Consider the following 22,990-nt stretch of genomic DNA (forward strand, 5'->3'; position numbering starts at 1 on the left):
ACAAGGTTGCTTATTTCAACAACCTTTAGGGACACCTTCTTTCCAAATATCCTTAAAGTTTAAATGAGCTTTTCAACTCTACAATTCGGTTAAATACGAGTAGATCCTCTGTCGTTTGCTTTGGATCTACGTTGAAATATCCATGACGAAAAAATTGAAATTTATCTTGTGGCTTTGCATCCGCCATATTAGGCTCTACGTAACCTTTTGTGATTTCAAGGGAGTTCGGATTCACGAAATCAAGGAAATCGTTGCCTTCACGGTCATCCTCTATTAATGAATCATAGAGGCGGAACTCAGCTTCCTGCGCTTTTGTTGCTTCTACCCAATGGAGTGTCCCTTTTACTTTGCGACCGGTAAAGCCAGAGCCGCTCTTTGTTTCAGGGTCATATGTGCAGTGCAGTTCCACTACGTTGCCTTCATCATCTTTAATGACATCATTACACTTAATGAAGTAAGCGTGCTTTAAACGAACCTCATTTCCAGGGAATAACCGGAAATATTTTTTCGGCGGGTCTTCCATGAAATCACTTTGTTCAATATAAATCTCACGGGAAAACGGGATTTTACGCATTCCCATATCTGGGTTCTCTGGGTTTACATCGGCATCAAGCCACTCCACTTCACCTTCTGGATAGTTGGTAATGACAACTTTAATCGGATGAAGTACAGACATCGTCCGTGGCGCGGTTAGCTTTAAGTCTTCACGAATAAAATGCTCCAACATCCGAACATCAACTAGATTATCCGCTTTCGCTACCCCGATCTCACGGCAAAACGTTTTAATTGACTCCGGTGTAAATCCTCGGCGACGCAATCCTGAAATGGTTGGCATCCGAGGGTCGTCCCAACCATCTACATGATTTTCATCGACCAACTGTTTCAATTTCCGTTTACTTAACACTGTGTTCGTTAAATTTAATCGGGCAAATTCAATTTGCTTTGGTGTAGCATCAATTTCACTGTTCTCCACGACCCAGTCGTAAAGAGGACGCTGATCTTGGAACTCCAGAGTACAGATCGAGTGAGTAACCCCTTCAATAGCGTCTTCTAATGGGTGAGCAAAGGAATACATGGGATAAATACACCACGTGTCTCCTGTATTATGATGCGTTGTATGTGAGATCCGGTAGATGACCGGATCACGTAAGTTAATGTTAGGTGAGGCCATGTCGATTTTTGCACGCAAGACTTTTTCACCGTTAGCAAATTCGCCATTTTTCATTTTTTCAAACAGGGCGAGGTTTTCTTCGACGGTGCGGCTTCTTGCTGGACTTTCTTTGCCTGGCTCCGTTAACGTGCCTCGGTACTCCCGAATTTCTTCTTGAGAAAGATCTTCCACATAAGCTAGTTCTTTCTTGATTAATATGACTGCTTGATTATACATTTCATCGAAATAATTCGAAGCAAAATGAAGACCGCTCCATTCATAACCAAGCCACTCAATATCTTCTTTAATAGAATCAACGAATTCTTGATCTTCTTTTAATGGGTTCGTGTCGTCAAAACGGAGATTAATCTTTCCATTATATTCTTTAGCTAATTCGAAATTAAGAACGATCGATTTTGCATGCCCGATGTGTAGATAGCCATTAGGTTCCGGTGGGAAACGGGTTACAATTTCGTTATGGCTCCCCTTAGATAAATCTTCATTAATGATGTGCTTTATAAAATTAGACGTGTTATTTGGATTTTCACTCATACAGAATCACCTTTCTGCCAGCATATTTCTACTAATATTCGTTATATCATAAATAAGCCATGATATCCACGTCTGGTGACTACTTTCTTCCCTTTCATTCACCATGGTGAAGAAATATACGTGTGGCCGACTGTTCGAAATAACCGTTTAGCCGCCATAGACAAAATAAAGGTCCCGAAAAACTAAATATATAATAGTTCATAATACCTAATACAATAGACTGTAAATTATGAAAATACCCGACTTATATATTTTATTTTTGTTAAATTACAATATACACGAAATTGTATTGATTACTTTTTACCTACGTGATACTTTTAACATAGTTCATATCTTTTATAGGCAAACTCGCTGAAAAGCGGGGACGCAAAGCCTCAGATCTAACGCGAAGAAGGAGCTAAGATGGCTGGGCTGCGAAAACATCCGCAAACCTTTAGTAACACCCAAGGTTTGCGACCAAGTTACTGCTTAAAGAGCATAGCCGCTTTGATGTTTTTTCAGCATTTCCTAGCTACAGGAAATGCTTTTATTTATTTAAATATATGATTTTCAATTGAGATGAGAGAAGGTATTTTATGAAAACGATGAAAGATATTCAACGCCTGTTTCCAAGCGAAGACGGGAATGGTGAGCGCCGTGACGAACTGATCACTCTCCTGACCGCCCTATTGAAAAACATGGACGACTTAAAAGACATCAACCAAGTTACTTTAGGTCCACCGAAAAAAAAGTCCTCTGATTTTTACAAACATTTAACAACGTCATCATTCGTTCCTCAAGTCGGCGGCAGTTTTACAGATATGATTGATAGTATGACTGATTTAATGAAGGGTCATCCTTTTCAGTCACGAAATTTCCTCACCAACGTTTTACCTATGGCGAGTACGCCTGGTCTCATTGGTCAATTCACCGCTTCCCTCTTAAATGGAAACAACTTATGGGATGTATACGGTCCGGCTGGTGCTGAAGCGGAAACGAAAGTGATTGCCATGATGTCTAAAATCGCCGGTTATGACTCTGAACGAAGCTGGGGTTACACCACTTGGGGAGGGCAAGGAGCTGTATTTACTGGACTGCGATTAGCCATTGCCAAATATGCTCCTGATGCTGTAGCTGAAGGAGTCCCGAATAACTTGTACGTATTCTCCTCAGAACAGGCACACTATAGTCTATTGAAATCTGCCGAAGCGACAGGGATTGGTCGAAATCATGTCATTAAAGTCCGTACGAAGGCTGACCAGTCCATGGATGAAGATGACTTGGAAGAAAAATTGATCAAAGTTATCGAAGCTGACGGCATCCCTGTCTATATTGTGGCAACAACCGGAACAACCGATAATTTCGGTATTGATAACATACAGCAAATCAAAGCCACAGCTGAAAAAACGACAAGGGCCCATTCACTGCCATCTGCTCACATTCATGCCGATTCAGCTTTAGGCGGATTTTATGCGTTTTTTAATGACTATGATTTTACAACCAATTCCCTTCAGTTAGAAGACGATGTCCTTCAAGGGTTGCAAAAAATCCAATTGAGAATGAAGCACCTTCACTTGGCTGACAGCTTATGCTTTGATTTTCAAAAACTTGGACAGACGCCATATGTGACAAGTTTGTTTCTAGTGAGAGAAAAGCAAGACTTACGTTTAATCGATTTAGATGCTTCGGAGTCTCCCTACGTAGGTGACCGTGGTTATGGAGACTATCATACAAGTTACACACTAGAGTGTTCGAGAATGGCTAGTTCTATTTCCATTTTAGCCGCGTTGAATTTGTTTGGCATTGAGGGATACCAAGTTCTGTTAGCCAATTATGTAAGGGTGAATCTTGCTTTTCGAAAAGAATTAATGGAACGTCTTTCGAACATTTCAGTGACGAATCACGATAACCCAGGACCTGTCACCGCCTTTCGTCTTTACGCTAAAGACCTTGATTGGCAGATGGAGTCTGCTGGGAGGCTAACGAAACAGCAAATCACAGACACTAATCAACGTAACGAAGCTTTGTTCGAATATTTCGGTGAGCATCGTGCCCGTATCTTTCTTGGAGATACGAAAAAATTCGATATGGTTCAATATGTAGATGGGGATTCTCTCCTTCCTGTTTATGTATCAAAAGTATTTACCATTTCCCCTTATACGGAGACAGAGCATATGAGTGCTGTCGTTGATTTTATTGAAGAAGCTGTTAAATACACAGAAAAAGTTGAGGAACCTATACTATGTTAAACAAATCCACATCTTTATTTAAGAAGATTTTATTAGGGATCATGGTCCCTATGCTACTATTTGCAGTCCTATTCAGCGGCATTATCTATTTCTTTTCAAATTACATGGTGGAAGAATATGTGATTCCTAGTTTTGAAGAAACGTTATCTGTGCATATGGATTTATTAACAGAGGAAATAAATAGTCACTTGATCGAAGAAGCCCACGCTGGTGATCCCGCTTCCCTTACTGAGTTGCAAACCGAGTTAGATCAGTTTCAAGAAAGCCTAGGTGTAGCCAATGTGTATGTGTTAGGTCAAGATGGCTCTGAGGAATACATTATTGCTTTAAGTCATTACGATGAAACGATGGAAGCTTATCCATTTTCAGAAGATATGACTAGTGCTATATCAGGAACAGCCTCCATGAGTGATATTTATGAAGATGAGTTTGGTGTATTTAAATCGTACTTCGCACCTGTAGCAGGTACAAACGCTATCTATGGAATTGATGAAGACGCTTCATTCATTAATGAAGCTGAGACATTAATTCTTATCATCTCCGTTGTATTAGGAATAGGGATGATCGTTGCTTCCTTGATCATTTCTTTGTTTATTACGAGAAAAATCAGCAAGCCGATCAATCAATTATCAGACCACGTAGCTAAAGTCTCACAAGGGGATTTGAGTGTGGATGACATCAATACTGATTCCAACGACGAACTTGGCCAGCTAGCGAACCATTTCAATAAAATGGTTCAGGATCTGCGAGGAATGATCAAAGATGTTGATGAGAAGTCCGTTCAAGTGGCTGCTACGTCTGAAGAGTTGTCCGCAAGTTCCGAACAGACGAGTGAATCGGTCAATCAAGTGACGGAATCAATTCAGCAAATTGCGTCTACATCAAACCACCAGCAAGAAGGAATGGAAGCGTTAAATGAAACGTCTAAAGCTTTGTCCTTAGAGATGGATGCGGTCACCTCAGAAGCGACGCTAACCGCTGATATTTCTGAGAAAACTTCATCAGCCGCTAAAGATGGCGTCAGTTCCATTCAAAAAGCAATCAGTCAAATGTCTTTCATTCATGACAACGTAAGTCAATCTGCGGATGTTGTGACGAAATTGCAAGAAGATTCTAAAGCGATCGGTGATATCGTGACGATTATTACAAACATTGCTGAACAGACGAATTTACTTGCTCTTAACGCCTCGATTGAAGCAGCTCGTGCTGGTGAAAACGGAAAAGGCTTTGCCGTAGTTGCCGATGAGGTACGTAAGCTAGCAGAAGAATCTGGTCAAGCTGCCAGTAAGATCAAAGATAAAATTGAACAAGTTCAAGATCAAGCAGTCACGTCAGTTGAAGTTATGACTAAAGGATATACCGCCGTTCAAAAAGGCACTTTAGCTGTAAATGAGGCCAGTGATTCCTTCACTCTCATTGAAGAATCAGCTAAAACCTCTTCTGAAAAAGTTCATGCGATACAAGAAGCAATGAAACGGATGAATGCAACGGTTTATGCTAACGTAAAGACTATCGACGAATTAACGGATTTAACTAACGACGTGTCCGGCAATATCCAAAGTGTCTCTGCAACGAGCCAAGAACAAACAGCGATCATGGAAGAGATCGCAAGTGCATCTGATTCATTATCGAGCATGGCCGAAGACTTGCAAAAGTCCGTCCAACAGTTTGAGATGTAATCAACAAAAGGAAAAGGATCGAATGTGAGTTTTCTCTCACATTCGATCCTTTTTTATGATTTATTATTCTTTCTTCTATCTTGCTCTGCAATCTCGCAAACCTACGAACATACCCTTTCAATAAACAATACTTTTAAGTAGTCTCCCTCTGAAAAAGCAGGATGAACGCGGTAATCCTCCGGAAGTGAAAAGGATTCGCATATCTTATATTGTTCACCCATTTCTTTAAAAGCTTTGTCTACAAATCCACGAAATTTTTTTCTTGTGACACCGGAATGGTTCGTCGAGGCGATAATGACACCATCTTCTTCTGTAATGGCGATGGCCTCTTTTAATAAGTTTTTGTAGTCCTTGGCCGCGCTGAACGTCATTTTTTTCGAACGGGCGAAACTGGGTGGATCAAGGATGACCGTGTCATATCGGTTGCCTCGCTTTACAGCTCTTTTGAAAAACTTAAATACATCTTCCACAATGATGTCATGGGTTTGATAATCCAACTCATTTAAACTGAACTGTTCAATCGTTTTTGGTAAACTCCGATTTGCCAAGTCAACACTTGTCGTCTTCGCTGCCCCACCGAGTGCTGCAAAAATCGAAAAGGCACCAGTGTATGAGAAGGTATTCAAGACTGTCTTTCCCATGGAATAACGGTCTCGAATGGCTTTTCTGATCTCCCTTTGGTCCATAAACACACCTACCATGGCGCCTTCATTTAAATAAACAGCTATATTGACAGCATTTTCCTGAACGATCAGTGGAAATTCTCCCCGCTCACCAGTGACGAAATCATCATCGTCAACGTATTTTCCATCTGTGGCAAATCTTTTTTTCTCATAAATCCCCTGGTAATCGGTATGATTCGTTAGCGCCTCGACCACCTCATTTTTGAATTGGTAAATTCCTTCGCTGTACCAGTTAATTAAATAAAATCCAGCGAAGAAATCAATGGTAATCCCACCAATACCATCCCCTTCTCCGTTAAAAACACGAAAGGCCGTTGTGTTCGGATCTTCAAAAAAAGCTTTTCGTTTTCCGAGAGCTTCGATCATCTTTTGATCAAATAACCGTTGATCGAGTGAGTCGTTCTTATTATTGGTCAGAATCCAGCCCACACCTTTGTTTTGTAAGCCGTAGTATCCCTTGCCAATATAAGTTCCTTGTTCATCGACCACATTTAACTGCTGACCTTCTTCAGTCAGCGCCTCTGGATTCACCAGCGACTCTTTCATTAATAACGGATAGCCGGATTGATATTTATTTGATACAGCCATGTTTAATTTAATTGTCGTTTCCATTGTCTTGTGCCTCCCATTCGTTCCTATCTATCATACCGAAATTCATCTTCAAATGGAATGGACAGCGCAGGGACCTATTGAACAATTCGATAGGGGTGCGTATACACGTTGAATCGGCTATTCCGGATAAACCCTGCGGTGGTAATGCCTAGGTCATCAGCTAAATCAATGGCTAACGTTGTCGGTGCCGATTTTGATAATACGATTCCTGAACCGATTTTCGATACTTTTAACAACACTTCAGATGACAACCTGCCGCTAAAAACAATGATTTTATCTTTTAGAGACAACTGATGCTTCAAGCAATATCCGTAAATCTTATCGAGACCGTTGTGACGGCCTATGTCCGAGCGACTGAGAATGAGCTTATCCCCCGAAGCTAGGGCCACATTATGAAGACCGCCTGTTTGCTGAAAGTCCGTTGAGCTCTCCTGCAATGCTTTCATCAGATTCAAGCATTGAATTGCTGTGATCGTTGTTTGACTCATAACCGTTTTAGCTGTTCTTACATCGTTTTGAAAGTAAAACTGTCGACTTTTCCCACAACATGAGCCTATGAATCTTTTGGAAACAGGCATTTCTTCCAGGCGACGTTGATTATAAAGCTGGACGTAAGCAAAACCTTTTTCTTCTACAACGTTCAATGATTGGACATCGCCCGCCACTCGAATTAACCCTTCAGATGCTAAAAATCCATACGTTAATTCTTCTAAATAGGAAGGAGTACAAAGAAGGGTGGCAAATTCTTCCCCATTAACGAAGATCGTCAAGGCTGATTCCAAGGCGATCTCATCCGATTGTTCAGTAAACTGACCGTCTTCGTATGTTTGAATTTGTCTCTGTCTCATAACCTTCTCCCGATCAGATGATCGTTTCGATGGTTCTTTAGAGTTGATCATGTTAGCCCATCTCCGTTTCTAGCTCTTCGATACGCCGCTCCACATACTTTGTGTCTTTATGTGCATGAAAGGTTTCTGCTTTTTCCACGACCACGGACGTATTATATTCTGGAATTCCGGCATATTTTTCATAAATCCCTTTCGGAATGAGAACATTTCCCTCCGGCCAATAAACTTGGATATTTCCTCTTCGCGTATTTGCAAACCGAGCCCGACCATGAAATGTTCCGAATTGGTTATAGACGACGATCGCCTCCCCTTCCTTTAGGGACAATTGCTTTGCATCGTCTTTGTGTAAGAGGACATCATATCGATCAGCATTGTTGTTAGGGTCTCTCTCTCCATACACCATCGAGTTAAACTGCTTCCCGCGACGGGTTGTCACGTAAAAATGCCCTTCTGGTTTTCGCAACTCCGGTAATTCCACTGAGATCAAGTTTCCTCTGCCGTCTTTAGTCGGACAGACCCCCCCTTCACATAGCCACGCTCCACCTGACTGGAACACATCCCCTTGATGTTTCAATTCTTGAACACCGTCGTAATGAGGATTTGTCAGTGCGATTTCATCCCTTACAGCTTGAGCGTCGTTGAAATCGATGAGGTGCGCCTTCTCTGGTTTCACTCGTTTAGCAAGATCAACGTAAATTTCCCATTCTGACCGCGCTTCTTCAATACGGGGTCCTTTGATCTCAGGAGAAAAATAAATCATCCGCTCGGTGGACGTTGACGTGCCGCCACCCGGTTGTTCATAGCGGGTCATAGCAGGCAGAACGATCACTTCTTCTTTTGCATCAACGAGAGTAGACGTATTTAGAATAATATCCTGATGAACTCTTAAATCAACATTTTCCAAGCATTCTCGGACAAAGTCAGGGTCTGGCATCGTCTCAAGGAAATTTCCTCCTGACGTATAAAAAGCGCGAAGTTTTCGCGGATGGTTTTCTGGCAACACGGCGTTCTCCAATGACACGCCCACTATGTCTCCTTGCCAGTTTGGCAAGGTGAACTTCCATTGTTTTTCCAACCTCTTCTTGTTCATTTCATCGAAATCACTCCCTGGAAGGGAAAAAGGATCGGCGCCCATCTCACTGGAACCTTGCACACCTGAATGACCACGAATTGGCATGACACCTGACTTTTCCTTGCCTAAGAAACCTTGGAGCATTGCAAGGTTCGCCACTTGTGAAATGTTGTCTGTTCCGAAGCGATGCTGTGTAAGTCCCATCGACCAAACGAACACACCGCTTTTAGAATGAGCTAGCAGCTCAGCGAATTCCCGCATACGATTCTTAGACATCCCTGACGACGTTTCTAGCGTCAGCCAGTCTTGAGTCTCAATATGTTTTTTTAATTCAGCAAAGCCATTCGTATGCTCTTTAATGAATGTGTGATCAACTGCTGAACCAGGTCTTTCTTCTTCCATCTCAAACCAGTGCTTCATCACCCCGTTCATAAAGGCAATGTCACCACCGATATTCACTTGATACACATCGTCAGCCAGCTTCGTCCCGAACAAAGCGCTATCAGGAATAGAGGGAATCCAGTAGTTAGCCATAGACGGTTCAAAGTATGGATTAATCACAATGATTTTAGTTCCTTTTCTTTTCGCAGCATACATATATTTCGTTGACACTGGCTGGTTGTTCGAAGCTACTGAGCCCCAAAAAACCAAGACACCTGTTCCGATCCAGTCTTGATAATTACAACTAGAAGCACCGATCCCTAGAGACCGCTTTAACGCGGTTTTACTTGGGGAATGACAAATTCGGGATGCGTTGTCAATATGATTTGTTCCTATAAATCTAGCAACCTTGCCTGCCACATAATAGGACTCATTTGTAATACCTCTCGCCGTTAAAAAGAAGGCTAACTGCTTCGGATCCATCCCCTTTATTTTTCCGGCAATTCGGTCGAGAGCATCGTCCCAAGAAATACGTGAAAATGACTCTTCTCCCGGTTTTCTCGACAAAGGATAAGGGATTCTTCCTAGTTTCCTTAACTCTGAACTGGATTTTTCCCGGAGTTTGTGAATATTTTGATGAAGGTCATCTTGTTTAATGGCTGGCATCGTGTTCAGGCGGAGAACATTCAGTCTCGTCGTACATATATGAGGTCCTGCTAGTGTCTGATCCTTTAAACCTGAGACACCTAAGGCGCACCCATCACACACACCCTGTGTGATAATACGCGTAGCAAATGGTAAATTATCTTTATTTTCCCAGACGACTTTTGCTGTATCACGTATATGCTTTGGTTTCACTTTTCCTAATCCAAACGGCACCATGCTCACCCAGTGTTTCGGGTCTGGCATTTTCGGCAGTTTCATCGGCCCTTGATGTTTTGTCTTCCCCATGTTGCTCATCCTCTCTATCGATCTATTTTAAAGTAAACGCTTACATTTTATAAGATGGGCATGTGTAAGTTGCCACAGTGGTTATGTTGTTAATTATATCATTTTCAACTTGCAATTTCTTTACATGTTCTCTTACGTTTCATGAGCTGGTATGCTAAAGTTAAGGACTGAGCGGAGTTCGTAACCATCCTCCGCTATAGAAACAAAAACTAGGAGGAAGATAAGATGGCCCATAACCGTGAAGAGGAAGTCCATTTATTAGGTAACACCAATGTTGAGTATAAAATGGATTACGATCCCTCTATACTAGAATCTTTCGAGAACCGTCATCCGCACCGAAATTACTTCGTGAAGTTCAATTGTCCGGAGTTTACGAGTCTTTGTCCTAAAACAGGACAACCTGATTTCGCAACGATTTACATTAGCTATATTCCAGAGAAAAACATGGTGGAAAGTAAATCACTGAAACTATACTTATTCAGTTTTAGAAATCATGGTGATTTCCACGAGGACTGCATGAATACCATTTTGGATGACTTAGTGGCGTTAATGGATCCTCGCTACATTGAAGTTTGGGGCAAATTCACTCCCCGCGGTGGGATCTCCATCGACCCGTATGTAAACTACGGTAAAACAGGAACAAAGTGGGAAGATTTTGCTGAAAAACGTTTGTTGCAGCACGACCTGTATCCCGAGAATATCGATCATAGATAAATGCCTTAACTCCCTGACGTTTGGATTCAGGGAGTTTTCATTTTTGTTTGATCGTCTTTCACACTAGTTATACATAATAAACTGATTTCAGATTAGATCTATAGAATTTGTGCGAACACTCTGCTGACTTCTCAGCATACCGGTAGAAAATCTTGGGAGACGCTTGAAGAATAGCCGATAAAATTGTTTATCGGTAGAAAATCCTGGGCGACGCCTGAAAATCGGTCGATAAAAGAGTTTATCGGTAGAAAATCAAGACTCTTCGTTATTCAGCATCCCTAGACCTTTGATTTTTATTGATAGAACAAAAAGCACCTACGAAAGGCTTCGCAGGTGCATCATCTATCATTTTATTTTGTTTCCATCACTGTGTTTAACACAGGTTGTTTTTCACGGTAGATCCATTTGAACAGGAGTGTTTGGAAGATTAGAAACAATCCACCGATAGACCAGTACAAAGGAAGTGCGGCTGCCAAGTTAAATGAGATGACTCCCATCATCACAGGCATAATATACCCCACGATGGCCAGCTGCTTTTGCTGTGCACCTGTCTGTTGCATACCTAACTGAGAAACTTTAAATTGGACTAAATATACCGCCGCCGCTACAAACGGTAAAATCATATCTGATTGACCAAGGTTGAACCAAAGGAAGTTGTGTTGAGCAATTTCAGGTGTGCGCATGATGGCGTAGTAGAAGCCAATTAGAATCGGAAACTGAATCAACATTGGCATGCAACCCATAGATGTGATTGGGTTAAAGCTGTGCTTAGAATACAGTTCCATCATTTCTTTTTGCATCTTCTTCTGATCTTCTGCTGATTTCTTAGCTTTATATTTATCTTTTAGCTCGTTTAATTCCGGTTGAATAACAGCCATTTTTTCTCGCATAAACAGCTGGTTTTTGTGCTGTTTCATCATCAACGGCATGAGTGCCAATCGAAGTAAAAACGTCATCATGATCAACGAAAGGCCATAATTTCCATTGAAAATTCCCGCCATAAATTTGATAGCAAAGGAAAATGGAAAGATCACATAATGATTAAAGATCCCCGCCGTATCGGCATCAATCGGCTCCATACTAGCTTGACAGCCGCTCATGACCAGGAGCAACAAAGTCCCTATTAATATGAGTAAGCTATATTTCGAACGTTTAGTGAATACAGATTTTTTCTCCACACGAATCCTCCTCGAAGTTTTGTTATAACTACTTTCGAGAAAGATGGATAATCTGCATCATCTTCAGGGCCTTCTTTTCTGCCCATAAGCCTCGTTATCCACGCATGGCGATCAAAACTTTGATCTGCGAGCATGTTTTCAGGACCGATTTGACTGTGCCAAGAATGAAGTTGCTTTTGTGTCATCGACCGGTTTGCTGCTGACGACTCATGAGCCATGAACTGAATGAGATGAGCCCCTGCAAAGGTCATATATAAACTAATCGTTATTAGCACCGGAACAAGATCTTGTGAGAATTCAAACATCATCTGTATTCACCTCCTTTTTGTTAAGTCTCTAGTAAGTAAAGTTATTATCGTTGAAATAGATGAGAAAGTCAAAGGCTATTCCATGACAATTGAAAAAATGAACTTAACAGTTAATTAATTGCTTATACGAATTATATTCGCTAGGGTCGATAGTTAGTAACCTCTTTCATAGAGTTTCCCCTTCATCTGTGACCTGGTATTGGTAATTCATCGTCCCATCAATGTCCACGTCCATAAACCGATTGAAAAACGAGATCAGTCCGTCTGGATTTTGGACTTTCTCCGTAAATTTAGTCACCCATCCGTCTTTTGATAAAGTCTCTTGGAGATTAATGTCCCGACATTTGACCCTATTACAAACCGTTTCATTAAATTGAAAAACCTCTTCTTTAATTGAAACAAATTGAATACCTTCGTTCTCATTGGCCAAAATATCTTGATTAAGCTTTCTCGACGTTTCCATTTTTCATAAAGCAGTGTTCGCTCCAAAGCTAGTGATACTCGGTTCATGATCCCGTCAATTTCACTCATTTCTACTTCTGTAAATGTTTTTCCTATTCTCGTTGCTGCAAAGATCGCCATTACATTCTTCTCTGCATCAAGCACCCCTGAATAATAGTCATACACGTTGATCGGCTCGTCTGCAATACCTTGGTCCCACTCATAAGATTGGCGCTCAATGAAAATGTGGTAATAGGCTGACCCGAAAGGTCTCTTATTACACGACCTTTTGATTCACCCTTTTATCGTTTCATCGGGTTTTGTCGGCTGGAAAAACGACGTCTAGTTGATCTCTCGCTTCTGTCATGACTTGTGCCGTGTATAGAGTGGTTTCCAAAGAATTGATCGATGATGGTTGACGGTTGATTTTTTGATGAAAGGTTTTTATTTCATAGGACATGGCAAGGTTTGTTTGCGGCTTCGTGACGTCCTCCACTCGACCATCTGTATAATGAATCTGGATATCCTGCAATTTTTGAATGTGATCGATCCTAATCGTTCCTTTTTCTCCTTGAATTTCTGAAGGTAACTGCGAGTTCGTGATCTTTGAATACATCGCGACCGCTTCCATATCGGGATAGATTAGAAGCAAGGTTCCTTCCCCATCGACCCCTGAAGAAAGCCTGACACCTGAAGCTTTTATATCATCGGGTTTTCCAAACAGATCTACAATCGGATAGACACAATACAGTCCAATATCCATTAGCGCCCCGTTGGAGAAGTCCGGATTAAATGCATTGAGAACTGTTCCTTGTTTAAACGCATCATACCGGGAAGAATACTGGCAATAGCTCGTAACCATTCTGCGAATAGGACTTATTCGGTGAATGGCTTCTTTCAAGGAGTGAAAATTAGGCAAAGCAGTATTTTTCACCGCTTCCATTAATATTACACCGTTCTTACTAGCCGTTTGAATTAGCCCTTCCACTTCGCGGTCATGTGAAGCCAGTGGCTTCTCACAAAGAACATGCTTGCCATGATTCATACAGAGTTTCGCCTGCTCAGCGTGAAAAGAGGTCGGGCTAGCAATATAAACAGCATCGATCAACGAACTGGTGGCCATCTCCTCAATGCTCGTAAATGTATGACGAGCACCATGTTTTTCAGCAAATGCCTGAGCTCGCTCGTCCGTTCTTGAATAAACCGCTGCCAACTGAAAATCTTTCATCGTCTTACCTGCTTCAATAAACCAATCTGTAATAAAGTTCGTACCGATGACCCCATATCGAATCATAAGAATCTCCTTACATTAAAATAGAATTTGCTCTATTTTATCATACGGTTCCTAACACTTAAGAATGTAAGCGCAACCATTGAAAATAAAGGCTGATTATTCGAATTTTTCACTATAAATGGTTGTGTTATAAAGAAAACCTCTCTATAATGTCCTTTATACAAATACAAATGTACGTTTTAAAAAGACGTTTTGGCAGGAGTGGTTGAGAATGAATAAACGAATGAATATTGGATTACTTGGTTTTGGAACAGTAGGTACAGGAGTTCTGCAAATTATCCAAGATCATCAAGATAAATTGGTTCACCAATTAGGTTGCGGTGTAGATGTGAAGAAAATTCTAGTGAGCGACATTGAAAAGAAACGCGATGTGAACGTGGCACCTGAGCAGCTTACTTTAGATCCTCAAGAGATCTTAGATGACCCTGAGATTGATGTGGTCGTTGAAGTCATGGGGGGCATTGATGACGCTAGAAGTTACATCCGCCATGCATTGGAAAACAATAAACACGTTGTCACAGCCAACAAAGATTTAATGGCATTACACGGCAGCGAATTGCTTCAGCTTGCTGACAAACAGAATTGCGACCTCTTTTATGAAGCAAGCGTTGCGGGCGGTATTCCTATTTTACGTACACTCGTTGAGGGGCTCGCTTCTGACCGAATCACAAAGATGATGGGGATCGTGAATGGAACGACCAATTATATTTTGACGAAAATGTCTAAAGAAGGCCGTATGTATGATGAAGTTTTAAAAGAAGCGCAGGCTTTAGGTTATGCAGAAGCGGATCCGACAGCAGACGTGGAAGGACTCGATGCTGCTCGAAAAATCTCTATCCTAGGTACTCTCGGTTTTTCTATGAATCTAGATTTGAATGATGTATCTGTGAAAGGAATCACTGATGTGACAAGTGCTGATCTTCATTATTGTGATCAACTTGGTTATACTATGAAACTCGTAGGAATTGCCAATCGTTGCGGAGACAAAGTAGAAGTCAGTGTCCAGCCTGCGCTGGTCCCTCACGAGCATCCGCTGGCGTCTGTAGACGATGAGTATAACGCCGTGTATGTGTACGGTGAGGCCGTGGGAGAAACGATGTTTTACGGGGCAGGCGCAGGTCAATTGCCCACTGCCACTGCTGTCGTCTCTGACTTAGTAGAGGTCTTGAAGAATAAACGGCTCGGTGTGAACGGAAATAGTGTCGTCATTCCTCAATTTGATAAAAAGTTGAAAACGGACGAGGAAATTTACTCGAAATATTTCTTACGAATTCATGCAAAAGATATTCCCGGTACTTTCGCTTCCCTTACTTCTTTATTTAACGAGTATGGCGTCAGCCTAGAAAAAATTCTGCAAGTTCCATTGAGCGAAGGCACTTTAGCAGAAATCATCGTGGTCACTCATGCTGTATCGAAGAAAAATTACGACACGGTTCTAGAAAAATTGAAAAGTGCAGGCGTAGTCGTTGAAGTGAAAAGCAGCTATCGCGTGGAAGGAGAAATGAAAAAATGATGTGGCGAGGACTTTTAGAAGAATATAAATCCTACTTACCTGTTAACGAAACAACTCCAATGCTTTCTTTACAAGAGGGGAACACTCCCCTCTTACCATTAAAGCATTTGTCTGAAAAATGGGATATAGATTTACATGTGAAGTATGATGGTGCCAACCCAACAGGCTCGTTTAAGGACCGCGGCATGGTCATGGCTGTCGCAAAAGCAAAAGAAGCCGGAAGTAAAGCGATCATGTGCGCCTCAACTGGGAACACTTCCGCTGCCGCCGCAGCTTATGCAGCTCAAGCAAAGTTGCGTTGCCTCGTCGTCATTCCCGATGGCAAGATTGCTTCTGGAAAACTGGCTCAAGCGGTCGTTTATGGTGCAGAAATATTTAAAATTAAAGGGAACTTTGACAATGCTCTGAAAATGGTTCAAAGCTTAGCTAAACAGTCACCGATTACATTAGTTAATTCAACAAATCCCTATAGAATAGAAGGTCAAAAAACAGCAGCTTTTGAAATTTGCGATGCACTTGGATCAGCACCGGATATCTTATCAATTCCAGTTGGTAACGCCGGAAATATTACGGCCTACTGGAAAGGGTTCCAAGAGTATCACCAGGAGAAAGGTACAGGACTTCCGCAAATGCGCGGTTTTGAAGCAGAAGGTGCGGCCGCAATCGTTCAAAATAGGATTATCGATGATCCGGAGACACTAGCAACAGCTATCCGAATAGGCAATCCTGCAAGTTGGGATAAAGCCATTAGTGCAGCAAATGATTCTTCTGGAAAAATCGATTTCGTGACTGATGAAGAAATTGTTGATGCTTATAAACTGTTAGCCCGCGAAGAAGGTGTATTCGCAGAGCCAGCTTCAGCGGCATCCATTGCTGGATTGAGAAAACAACTGGCTTCCGGTGAAATTAAGAAAGGCTCTCGTGTTGTTGCCGTTTTAACAGGAAACGGATTGAAGGATCCTAACTGTGCAATTGATACAGCTCCTGTCCAACCGGTCGCTCTGCCAAACGATGAGACGGTTGTGATCGACCACATGTTAGGCCGGGTGAAACAATGATGGCACAAAGTCGTTTTTCCATCCGCGTACCAGCAAGCACAGCGAATTTAGGTCCTGGCTTCGACTCGATTGGCATGGCTTTGAATCGATATTTAACTTTAGACGTTCGATTAAGTGATGAGTGGATATTTGTTGTGAAATCAGATAATTTAGAGGGCATTCCAACAGGAAAAGAAAACTTGATTTTTCAAGTGGCTGATTGGATCGCTAAAGAATTTAAGCACACCCTTCCGGCAGCCGAAGTAGAGATGGTCAGTAACATCCCCCTGTCCCGCGGCTTTGGAAGCAGCGCGACAGCCATTGTTGCCGGAATTGAGCTTGCAAACCAATTGTTAGGATTAGATTTATCCGTTGATGAGAAAACCCGTTGGGCCAGTCTCCACGAAGGACACCCTGACAATGTCGCTCCGTCGATCTACGGCGGCTTAATTATTGGAAGTCACCGGGAAGAAGAAACAAACATTGTCTATGCAGGTGTACCCGATATTGATTTAGTGGCAGTGATTCCGGAATACGAGTTAAGTACGAAAGAATCGCGCAGCTCCCTGCCATCAGAGTTTTCTCATGGAGAAGCTGTGGAAGCAAGCAGTATTAGCAATGTGGTAGTGGCAGCGATTCTGCAAGGAGATTGGAAATTAGCGGGACGACTGATGAATAAAGACCTTTTTCACCGTCCCTATCGCATGCCTGGGATCCCAGAGTGGCAAAAGGCAGCTGAGTTGGCACAGGACTTACCGGTGTACGGCGCTACTTTAAGTGGTGCCGGGCCTATCGTGTTGTTTTTCGCCCCAAAAGGAAACGGCAAACAAGTGAAACTTCAGCTACGAGGTCATTTCAACGACCACCGGGTAGAACTAATGGAAGTTGACCGTCACGGCGTCACCGTTTCTACAAAGGCCGCCTCTTCAAATCAGCTTTAAAACATCGAATAAAACCCTCGTCTGGATGATTTCCAGGCGAGGGTTTAGTTATGTATTTATTGGCGACCCTGAGAGGATTTGAACCTCCGACCTACTGCTTAGGAGGCAGTTGCTCTATCCTGCTGAGCTACAGGGTCAATATTTTGAGTCGCTTTTCATATTATATAAGAAATTAGCTTCATTTACAAAGGGGAATTTAGTGGCACATCATAATTGATTGTGTTTGTTGTTGTCTTACGTCTAGATAATTGTAGTTTTCTAATGTTCTCGTCCTGTTCTGTGAGTTCATGCTACGTAGGTGGTTTGCCAGTAGCACCTACCTAGCAGGACACTTTTTTCAACCCCTTTTTCCTTCTTTTTTCTCTTGTTCTCTTCTTGATCCATCTGGTCGAGCTGCGCCTATGGCCTTTGTGCAATTACTAAAAACAGGAAGAGGGACATCTTCATTTTTGGATCATACTAACTAGAGAGAGATTTCCATGAAGGAGTTGTCAGGAAGATGAATTTGCAATCTGGAACTTATTATTGGCCGACGACGATGCCCGATGCACCTTCGTATCCTACGTTGGCTGAAGATATTAATTGTGATGTGTTGGTTATTGGCGCTGGAACATCTGGCGCCCAATGTGCTTATTATTTAGCTGATAAAAATCTCGACGTGATTGTGGTAGAAAAGGGAACAGTCGGTCACGGCAGTACAGCTACTAATACAGCTCTTATTCAATATTCAGGCGAAAAGATGTTCATCGACTTAGTCAATGCCTTTGGTGAAGAATATGTTGGCCGTCACCTGCAACTGTGCAGACAAGCGATTGACCAGATTGAAGATGCTCAAACCATTTGTCCTCTTTCTTTCGAATTCACAAGGAGAAACAGTTTGAATTTTGCCAGTTACGCTGAAGATGTGGAACGATTAAAACAGGAAGCTGAACTTCTAAAGAAACATCAATTTCCTTTGGATTTTTGGTCGGAAAAGGAGATCAGTCAGCGTTTTCCCTTTTCAAAACGGGCCGCCAATTATTCTTATGGTGATGGTGAACTAAATCCGTTTAAGTTTACCCATAGTTTGCTTCAATATGCGACACATCATGGCACCGATGTTTTTGAGAACACGGAAGTAAACGGTATGGATTTTCATCATGATCATGTAGAAGTTCGAACGAAAACCGGCCATATGATCCATGCTAAGCAAGTCATTGTCTCCGCTGGCTATGAAGGAACGGATATGAAAAAGGAAAAGAACACAGTCTTTGTCAGTACATATACAGTCACTACCAAGCCTGTGCAGGATTTTTCAGGTTGGCATGAGCGAGCTTTGATTTGGGAAACAGCGCGTCCCTATGTATTCATTAGAACAACGGCAGACAATCGAGTAATTATCGGTGGACTGGATGATACGACGTCTTATCCTGAAGTTCGAGACAGCATGTTAATTAACAAACGAGATCGCCTGATCGAGGAGTTTAACAAGCTTTTTCCAGCCATCCATGTTGAGCCAGATTACTATTCAGCTGCATTTTATGGAGGGACACACGACGGACTTCCTATTATAGGCCAGTACCCGGACTATCCAAACTGTCACTTTTTATTCGGTTTCGGAGATAATGGAACGGTGTATAGCATGATTTTAGCCAAGATCATCGCTGATAAACTGACTTCTCAATCTCAGTCGGATATGCCCCTTTACGACCCGTCTAGACCGTTGAAAAAACAGATGGAGTTAAGTTAGGATTCGTCGATCTAATCAGTTTTTTCGATAGGAACCTACTTTCGCCAATAGGACTTGCATTTTCGCTGATAGAACCCTCGTTTTCGCCAATAGAAGGCACTTTTTCGCTGATAAAATCCCAAATCCGTCGATTCGCACCGAAAAAGCCGCGAAATTTTCGCGGCTTTTGATCATAACAATCCCATATGTTTCAATCCGTGAACGATTCCGTTATCGTCTACGTCTTTCGTTACAAATCCGGCGACTTTCTTCACTTCAGGCATAGCATTTCCCATCGCCACACTATTAGGCGTACATTGCAGCATTTCCAAGTCATTCGGTCCGTCACCGAACACATAGACATCTTCTCTGTTCATGTTTAACTTCTCCATAATTGCTTCAATCCCTTTGGCCTTTGATCCGCCTACTGGAAGAATGTCTGTTGAAAATTTGTGCCAGCGAATAAAGTCAAATTGTGCGAATTCTTTTTCGTATGGAGGCTGTTCTTCTGAGGTACAGAATAACAAAGACTGATAAATTTCCCTACCTTCCAAGTAAGACGGGTCAAATGCTGGGTGATCAAATTTCAAAGACCCAATACTTTTTTCAATGTGGGGATGAAACGGGATATTTGCTTTCATATCTCGATGATCCATGAAGACGACAGGATGGTCATGACCGATCGCATGCTCGGTCAACCGCTTTAATTCTTCTTTATTTAATGGATTTTTCAAGATTGGTTCACCATCCAAGACGACGTATTGACCATTGAAGCTAACGAAAGTTGAAATTCCTAATCTCTCTCGCAACTGTTTATACATAAATGGAGCTCGCCCGGTAGCAATCGCCACGTAATGACCTGCTTCTTGAAGCGTACCGATCGCTTCTTCTGTTGATGCCGGCAGCTCCTTGTCATGATCCAGTAAAGTGCCATCAATATCAAAAAATATTAACTTTTTACTCATGTTTGTTCACCTTCTCTTCCTCGTTCACTTTTTAAACTGTCACTCATTATACGTGAATTTCAACACATAGGCTATTATATCGTGCAAAACCATTGTAGATTTCCTTTCAACTGTTATAATAATGTTTATTAAAAATTCTAAACGTTCTCACTTTATAGCAAGGGGTGTCAATCATGCCAATTAATATTCCAAAACAACTTCCAGCCCGACAAGTGCTGGAAAAAGAAAATATTTTTATCATGGAAGACGAACGGGCAGTCATGCAAGATATACGTCCGTTAAACATAGCCATTTTAAATCTCATGCCTGAAAAACAGAAAACAGAAGCACACTTATTACGCCTCTTGGGAAACTCCCCTCTTCAAGTAGACATCACGTTCTTGAAGACCGTCACCTATGAAGCGAAAAATGTGAGCAAGTCACACATGGAAGAATTCTATACGGACTTTGCCAGTATTCGTCATCGGAAATTTGATGGATTAATCATCACCGGTGCCCCGATCGAACACTTTGATTTTGAAGAAGTACACTATTGGGATGAGTTGGCGGAAATCATGGACTGGGCAGAAGAACATGTAACGTCTGTTCTTCATATCTGCTGGGGTGCTCAGGCTGCATTATACCACCATTTTGGCATAGATAAATTCCCTTTAAATGAAAAATGCTCGGGAATTTTCCGGCACCGACTGTTTAATGACCATCGAAAGATTGAATTATTAAGAGGGTTCGACGATGAATTTATTGCACCTCACTCTAGGTACACAAACATCTCTGAAGAAGAATTGAACAATCACGATGAACTGCAACTACTAGCCTCTTCTAAGGAAGCAGGCCCCTTCCTCATTATGTCTAAAGACGGTAAGCACATTATGGCGACTGGTCACCTGGAATATGACACAGTCACCTTAAAGGAAGAATACGAACGGGATTTAGACCGCGGCTTAAGTGTAAGAATCCCCGCTCACTACTTCCCTAATAACGATCCGAATGAGGCACCAATGAACCGTTGGCGTTCTCACGCTCACCTTCTTTTTTCCAATTGGTTGAATTATTATGTCTACCAACAAACACCATTTGAATGGAAATAGGTCATTTGGAATCACTATTCTATACACTATCAAACAAACTGATCAGAAAAAACGATCAGTTTGTTTGAATTTGTCGATAAAAAGGTACATATAGGTACTACTACGATAAATTATAGAATAGGGGATACATCATGACGAAAAGAAATCATACGATGATGCAGTTCTTTGAATGGCACCTGGAAAATGACGGAAACCATTGGAACCAGTTAGAAAAACTGGCTCCCGAACTAAAAAAGCATGGCATTGATTCTGTATGGATCCCACCAGCAACAAAAGGAATTACTCAAGCCGATAACGGTTATGGCATTTACGATGGCTATGATTTAGGCGAGTTTGACCAAAAAGGAACAGTACGAACGAAGTATGGAACGAAGGACGAATTATTTAAAGGAATCGAAGCTTGTCACGAACACGGGATCAATGTGTACGCTGACGTAGTTATGAATCATAAAGCCGGTGCGGACGAGACGGAACATTTCCACGTGGTCGAGGTACATCCGGAAGATAGACACGAAGAGATTTCAGAACCTTTCGAAATCGAAGGTTGGACGAAATTTGATTTTCCTGGACGGGCAGGGAATCACTCTTCCTTTCAATGGAACTTCAACCATTTTAACGGGACAGACTATGATCACTCAACAGGTGATAAAGGTGTTTATCGAATTTTAGGCGAGCATAAACGTTGGAATTCGCAAGTAGATGATGAATTTGGGAATTATGACTATTTAATGTTTGCAAACATTGATTACTACCACCCTGAAGTACGGGATGAAATGATGTACTGGGGCAAATGGTTTGCCGAAGAGACGACATGTAACGGCTATAGACTTGATGCGATAAAACATATTAATCACGAATTTATTAGAGAGTTTGTGTCCGAAATGCGCAAGGAACACGGCGAAGACTTTTATTTTGTGGGAGAATTTTGGAATCCTGATTTAGAAGCTTGTCAAAATTTCCTTGATAGTTTGGATCATCAAATTGACTTGTTTGATGTGCCGCTTCATTATCACTTTCACGTCGCCTCTAAAATGGGTTGCGATTACGATTTAAGCACTATTTTTGAGCGATCATTGGTTGGCACTCACCCTTTCAATGCCGTGACCTTTGTGGACAACCACGATTCTCAGCCCCATGAAGCTTTGGAATCTTGGGTAGAAGACTGGTTCAAGCCCATCGCCTACGCGATGATCCTTCTTCGTAAAGACGGATTTCCTTGCGTGTTTTATGGTGATTACATTGGGATTAATGGAGAACATAAGATCCCTGGAAAAAAAGAAATGCTCGATCCTTTATTAGACGCTCGTTATCACCTTGCATATGGTGAACAACACGACTATTTTGACCACGGTAACACGGTAGGGTGGGTTCGATTAGGTGACTTGGATATTCCTGAATCTGGATGCGCTGTCATCGCGTCAAACGGTGACCACGGTCATAAACGTATGTTTGTTGGAGAATTTCGTGCCGGTGAAACGTGGATCGATGTCACTGGGAACGTATCGGAGTCCATCATCATCGATGAAGAAGGCTTCGGTGACTTCCAAGTGAATGGACAATCTGTTTCTGTGTACACGAAACAATCCGCCTCTCAATAACTGGGACTTTTTACCTTTTTTTATCTGAATCTGTTCAAAAAGTATGTGA

The 22,990-nt window shown here is 41.9% G+C and carries 19 protein-coding genes, 1 tRNA gene and 1 riboswitch; of the genes, 9 read left to right on the forward strand and 11 right to left on the reverse strand.

What is annotated here, in order from left to right:
- Positions 1-52 precede the first annotated feature (52 nt).
- Complete coding sequence (locus CR194_RS18645) at positions 53-1,702, reverse strand: glutamine--tRNA ligase/YqeY domain fusion protein (RefSeq protein ID WP_110611883.1); 1,650 nt, start codon at positions 1,700-1,702, stop codon at positions 53-55.
- A gap of 331 nt (positions 1,703-2,033) precedes the next feature.
- A riboswitch (cyclic di-GMP riboswitch) is annotated at positions 2,034-2,121 on the forward strand.
- 156 nt (positions 2,122-2,277) lie between these two features.
- Here CR194_RS18645 and CR194_RS18650 point away from each other — a divergent pair.
- Both CR194_RS18650 and CR194_RS18655 read left to right on the forward strand, forming a co-directional pair.
- Positions 2,278-3,930, forward strand: a complete 1,653-nt coding sequence (locus CR194_RS18650; protein ID WP_199228207.1) for a pyridoxal phosphate-dependent decarboxylase family protein — start codon at positions 2,278-2,280, stop codon at positions 3,928-3,930.
- Positions 3,924-5,609, forward strand: coding sequence for a methyl-accepting chemotaxis protein (locus CR194_RS18655; RefSeq protein ID WP_110611884.1), 1,686 nt, complete (start codon positions 3,924-3,926; stop codon positions 5,607-5,609). The genes CR194_RS18650 and CR194_RS18655 overlap by 7 nt, the downstream gene beginning before the upstream one ends.
- 101 nt (positions 5,610-5,710) lie before the next feature.
- On the opposite strand, the gene CR194_RS18660 is transcribed toward CR194_RS18655, so the two are convergent.
- The 3 genes from CR194_RS18660 to CR194_RS18670 all read right to left on the reverse strand — a co-directional run bounded on the left by CR194_RS18660 (position 5,711) and on the right by CR194_RS18670 (position 10,156).
- Positions 5,711-6,904 carry a class I SAM-dependent rRNA methyltransferase gene (locus CR194_RS18660; protein ID WP_110611887.1) on the reverse strand — a complete coding sequence of 398 codons (1,194 nt, stop codon included), beginning with the start codon at positions 6,902-6,904 and terminating at the stop codon, positions 5,711-5,713.
- Between the two features lie 74 nt (positions 6,905-6,978).
- Positions 6,979-7,803 carry a formate dehydrogenase accessory sulfurtransferase FdhD gene (gene fdhD, locus CR194_RS18665; protein ID WP_233254428.1) on the reverse strand — a complete coding sequence of 275 codons (825 nt, stop codon included), beginning with the start codon at positions 7,801-7,803 and terminating at the stop codon, positions 6,979-6,981.
- A gap of 1 nt (position 7,804) precedes the next feature.
- Positions 7,805-10,156, reverse strand: a complete 2,352-nt coding sequence (locus tag CR194_RS18670; protein WP_110611889.1) for an FdhF/YdeP family oxidoreductase — start codon at positions 10,154-10,156, stop codon at positions 7,805-7,807.
- 225 nt (positions 10,157-10,381) lie between these two features.
- On the opposite strand from CR194_RS18670, the gene queF reads away from it, so the two are divergent.
- Positions 10,382-10,870, forward strand: coding sequence for a preQ(1) synthase (gene queF, locus CR194_RS18675; RefSeq protein ID WP_110611891.1), 489 nt, complete (start codon positions 10,382-10,384; stop codon positions 10,868-10,870).
- A 350-nt stretch (positions 10,871-11,220) separates the two neighbouring features.
- On the opposite strand, the gene yidC is transcribed toward queF, so the two are convergent.
- The 5 genes from yidC to CR194_RS18695 all read right to left on the reverse strand — a co-directional run bounded on the left by yidC (position 11,221) and on the right by CR194_RS18695 (position 14,091).
- Positions 11,221-12,048, reverse strand: a complete 828-nt coding sequence (gene yidC / locus CR194_RS18680; protein WP_110611893.1) for a membrane protein insertase YidC — start codon at positions 12,046-12,048, stop codon at positions 11,221-11,223.
- Positions 11,994-12,356 carry a hypothetical protein gene (locus CR194_RS18685; protein WP_110611895.1) on the reverse strand — a complete coding sequence of 121 codons (363 nt, stop codon included), beginning with the start codon at positions 12,354-12,356 and terminating at the stop codon, positions 11,994-11,996. Before CR194_RS18685 ends, yidC begins: the two co-directional genes overlap by 55 nt.
- Positions 12,357-12,522: 166 nt before the next feature.
- A complete protein-coding gene (locus CR194_RS20770; RefSeq protein ID WP_269845734.1) occupies positions 12,523-12,654 on the reverse strand; it encodes a hypothetical protein in 132 nt (43 codons plus the stop codon).
- Complete coding sequence (locus CR194_RS20120; protein WP_146035975.1) at positions 12,651-12,983, reverse strand: hypothetical protein; 333 nt, start codon at positions 12,981-12,983, stop codon at positions 12,651-12,653. The genes CR194_RS20770 and CR194_RS20120 overlap by 4 nt, the downstream gene beginning before the upstream one ends.
- A gap of 124 nt (positions 12,984-13,107) precedes the next feature.
- Complete coding sequence (locus CR194_RS18695) at positions 13,108-14,091, reverse strand: Gfo/Idh/MocA family protein (RefSeq protein WP_110611899.1); 984 nt, start codon at positions 14,089-14,091, stop codon at positions 13,108-13,110.
- A gap of 211 nt (positions 14,092-14,302) precedes the next feature.
- Here CR194_RS18695 and CR194_RS18700 point away from each other — a divergent pair, with 211 nt between their 5' ends.
- From CR194_RS18700 to thrB, 3 genes are read left to right on the forward strand one after another with little or no spacing between them, the layout of a single operon-like run.
- Positions 14,303-15,604, forward strand: a complete 1,302-nt coding sequence (locus CR194_RS18700; RefSeq protein ID WP_110611901.1) for a homoserine dehydrogenase — start codon at positions 14,303-14,305, stop codon at positions 15,602-15,604.
- Positions 15,604-16,662 (forward strand): threonine synthase, encoded by a 1,059-nt coding sequence (gene thrC / locus CR194_RS18705; RefSeq protein WP_199228212.1) that lies wholly within the window; start codon positions 15,604-15,606, stop codon positions 16,660-16,662. Before CR194_RS18700 ends, thrC begins: the two co-directional genes overlap by 1 nt.
- A complete protein-coding gene (gene thrB, locus CR194_RS18710; protein WP_110611905.1) occupies positions 16,659-17,582 on the forward strand; it encodes a homoserine kinase in 924 nt (307 codons plus the stop codon). The genes thrC and thrB overlap by 4 nt, the downstream gene beginning before the upstream one ends.
- Before the next feature lie 60 nt (positions 17,583-17,642).
- Here thrB and CR194_RS18715 read toward each other — a convergent pair.
- Positions 17,643-17,719, reverse strand: a tRNA-Arg gene (locus CR194_RS18715).
- 362 nt (positions 17,720-18,081) lie between these two features.
- Between CR194_RS18715 and CR194_RS18720 the strand changes: the two genes are divergently transcribed.
- Positions 18,082-19,311, forward strand: coding sequence for an NAD(P)/FAD-dependent oxidoreductase (locus CR194_RS18720; protein WP_110611907.1), 1,230 nt, complete (start codon positions 18,082-18,084; stop codon positions 19,309-19,311).
- Positions 19,312-19,481: 170 nt separating this feature from the next.
- On the opposite strand, the gene CR194_RS18725 is transcribed toward CR194_RS18720, so the two are convergent.
- Positions 19,482-20,255 carry a Cof-type HAD-IIB family hydrolase gene (locus tag CR194_RS18725; RefSeq protein ID WP_110611909.1) on the reverse strand — a complete coding sequence of 258 codons (774 nt, stop codon included), beginning with the start codon at positions 20,253-20,255 and terminating at the stop codon, positions 19,482-19,484.
- Between the two features lie 173 nt (positions 20,256-20,428).
- Here CR194_RS18725 and metA point away from each other — a divergent pair, with 173 nt between their 5' ends.
- On the forward strand, positions 20,429-21,343 hold the full coding sequence (metA, locus tag CR194_RS18730) for a homoserine O-acetyltransferase MetA (RefSeq protein ID WP_110611911.1): 915 nt from the start codon (positions 20,429-20,431) through the stop codon (positions 21,341-21,343).
- Positions 21,344-21,474: 131 nt separating this feature from the next.
- Complete coding sequence (locus CR194_RS18735) at positions 21,475-22,941, forward strand: alpha-amylase (RefSeq protein ID WP_110611913.1); 1,467 nt, start codon at positions 21,475-21,477, stop codon at positions 22,939-22,941.
- Positions 22,942-22,990 lie beyond the last annotated feature (49 nt).

It is taken from the genome of Salipaludibacillus keqinensis (assembly GCF_003226325.1).
GTDB classification, from domain to species: Bacteria; Bacillota; Bacilli; order Bacillales; family Salisediminibacteriaceae; genus Salipaludibacillus; species Salipaludibacillus keqinensis.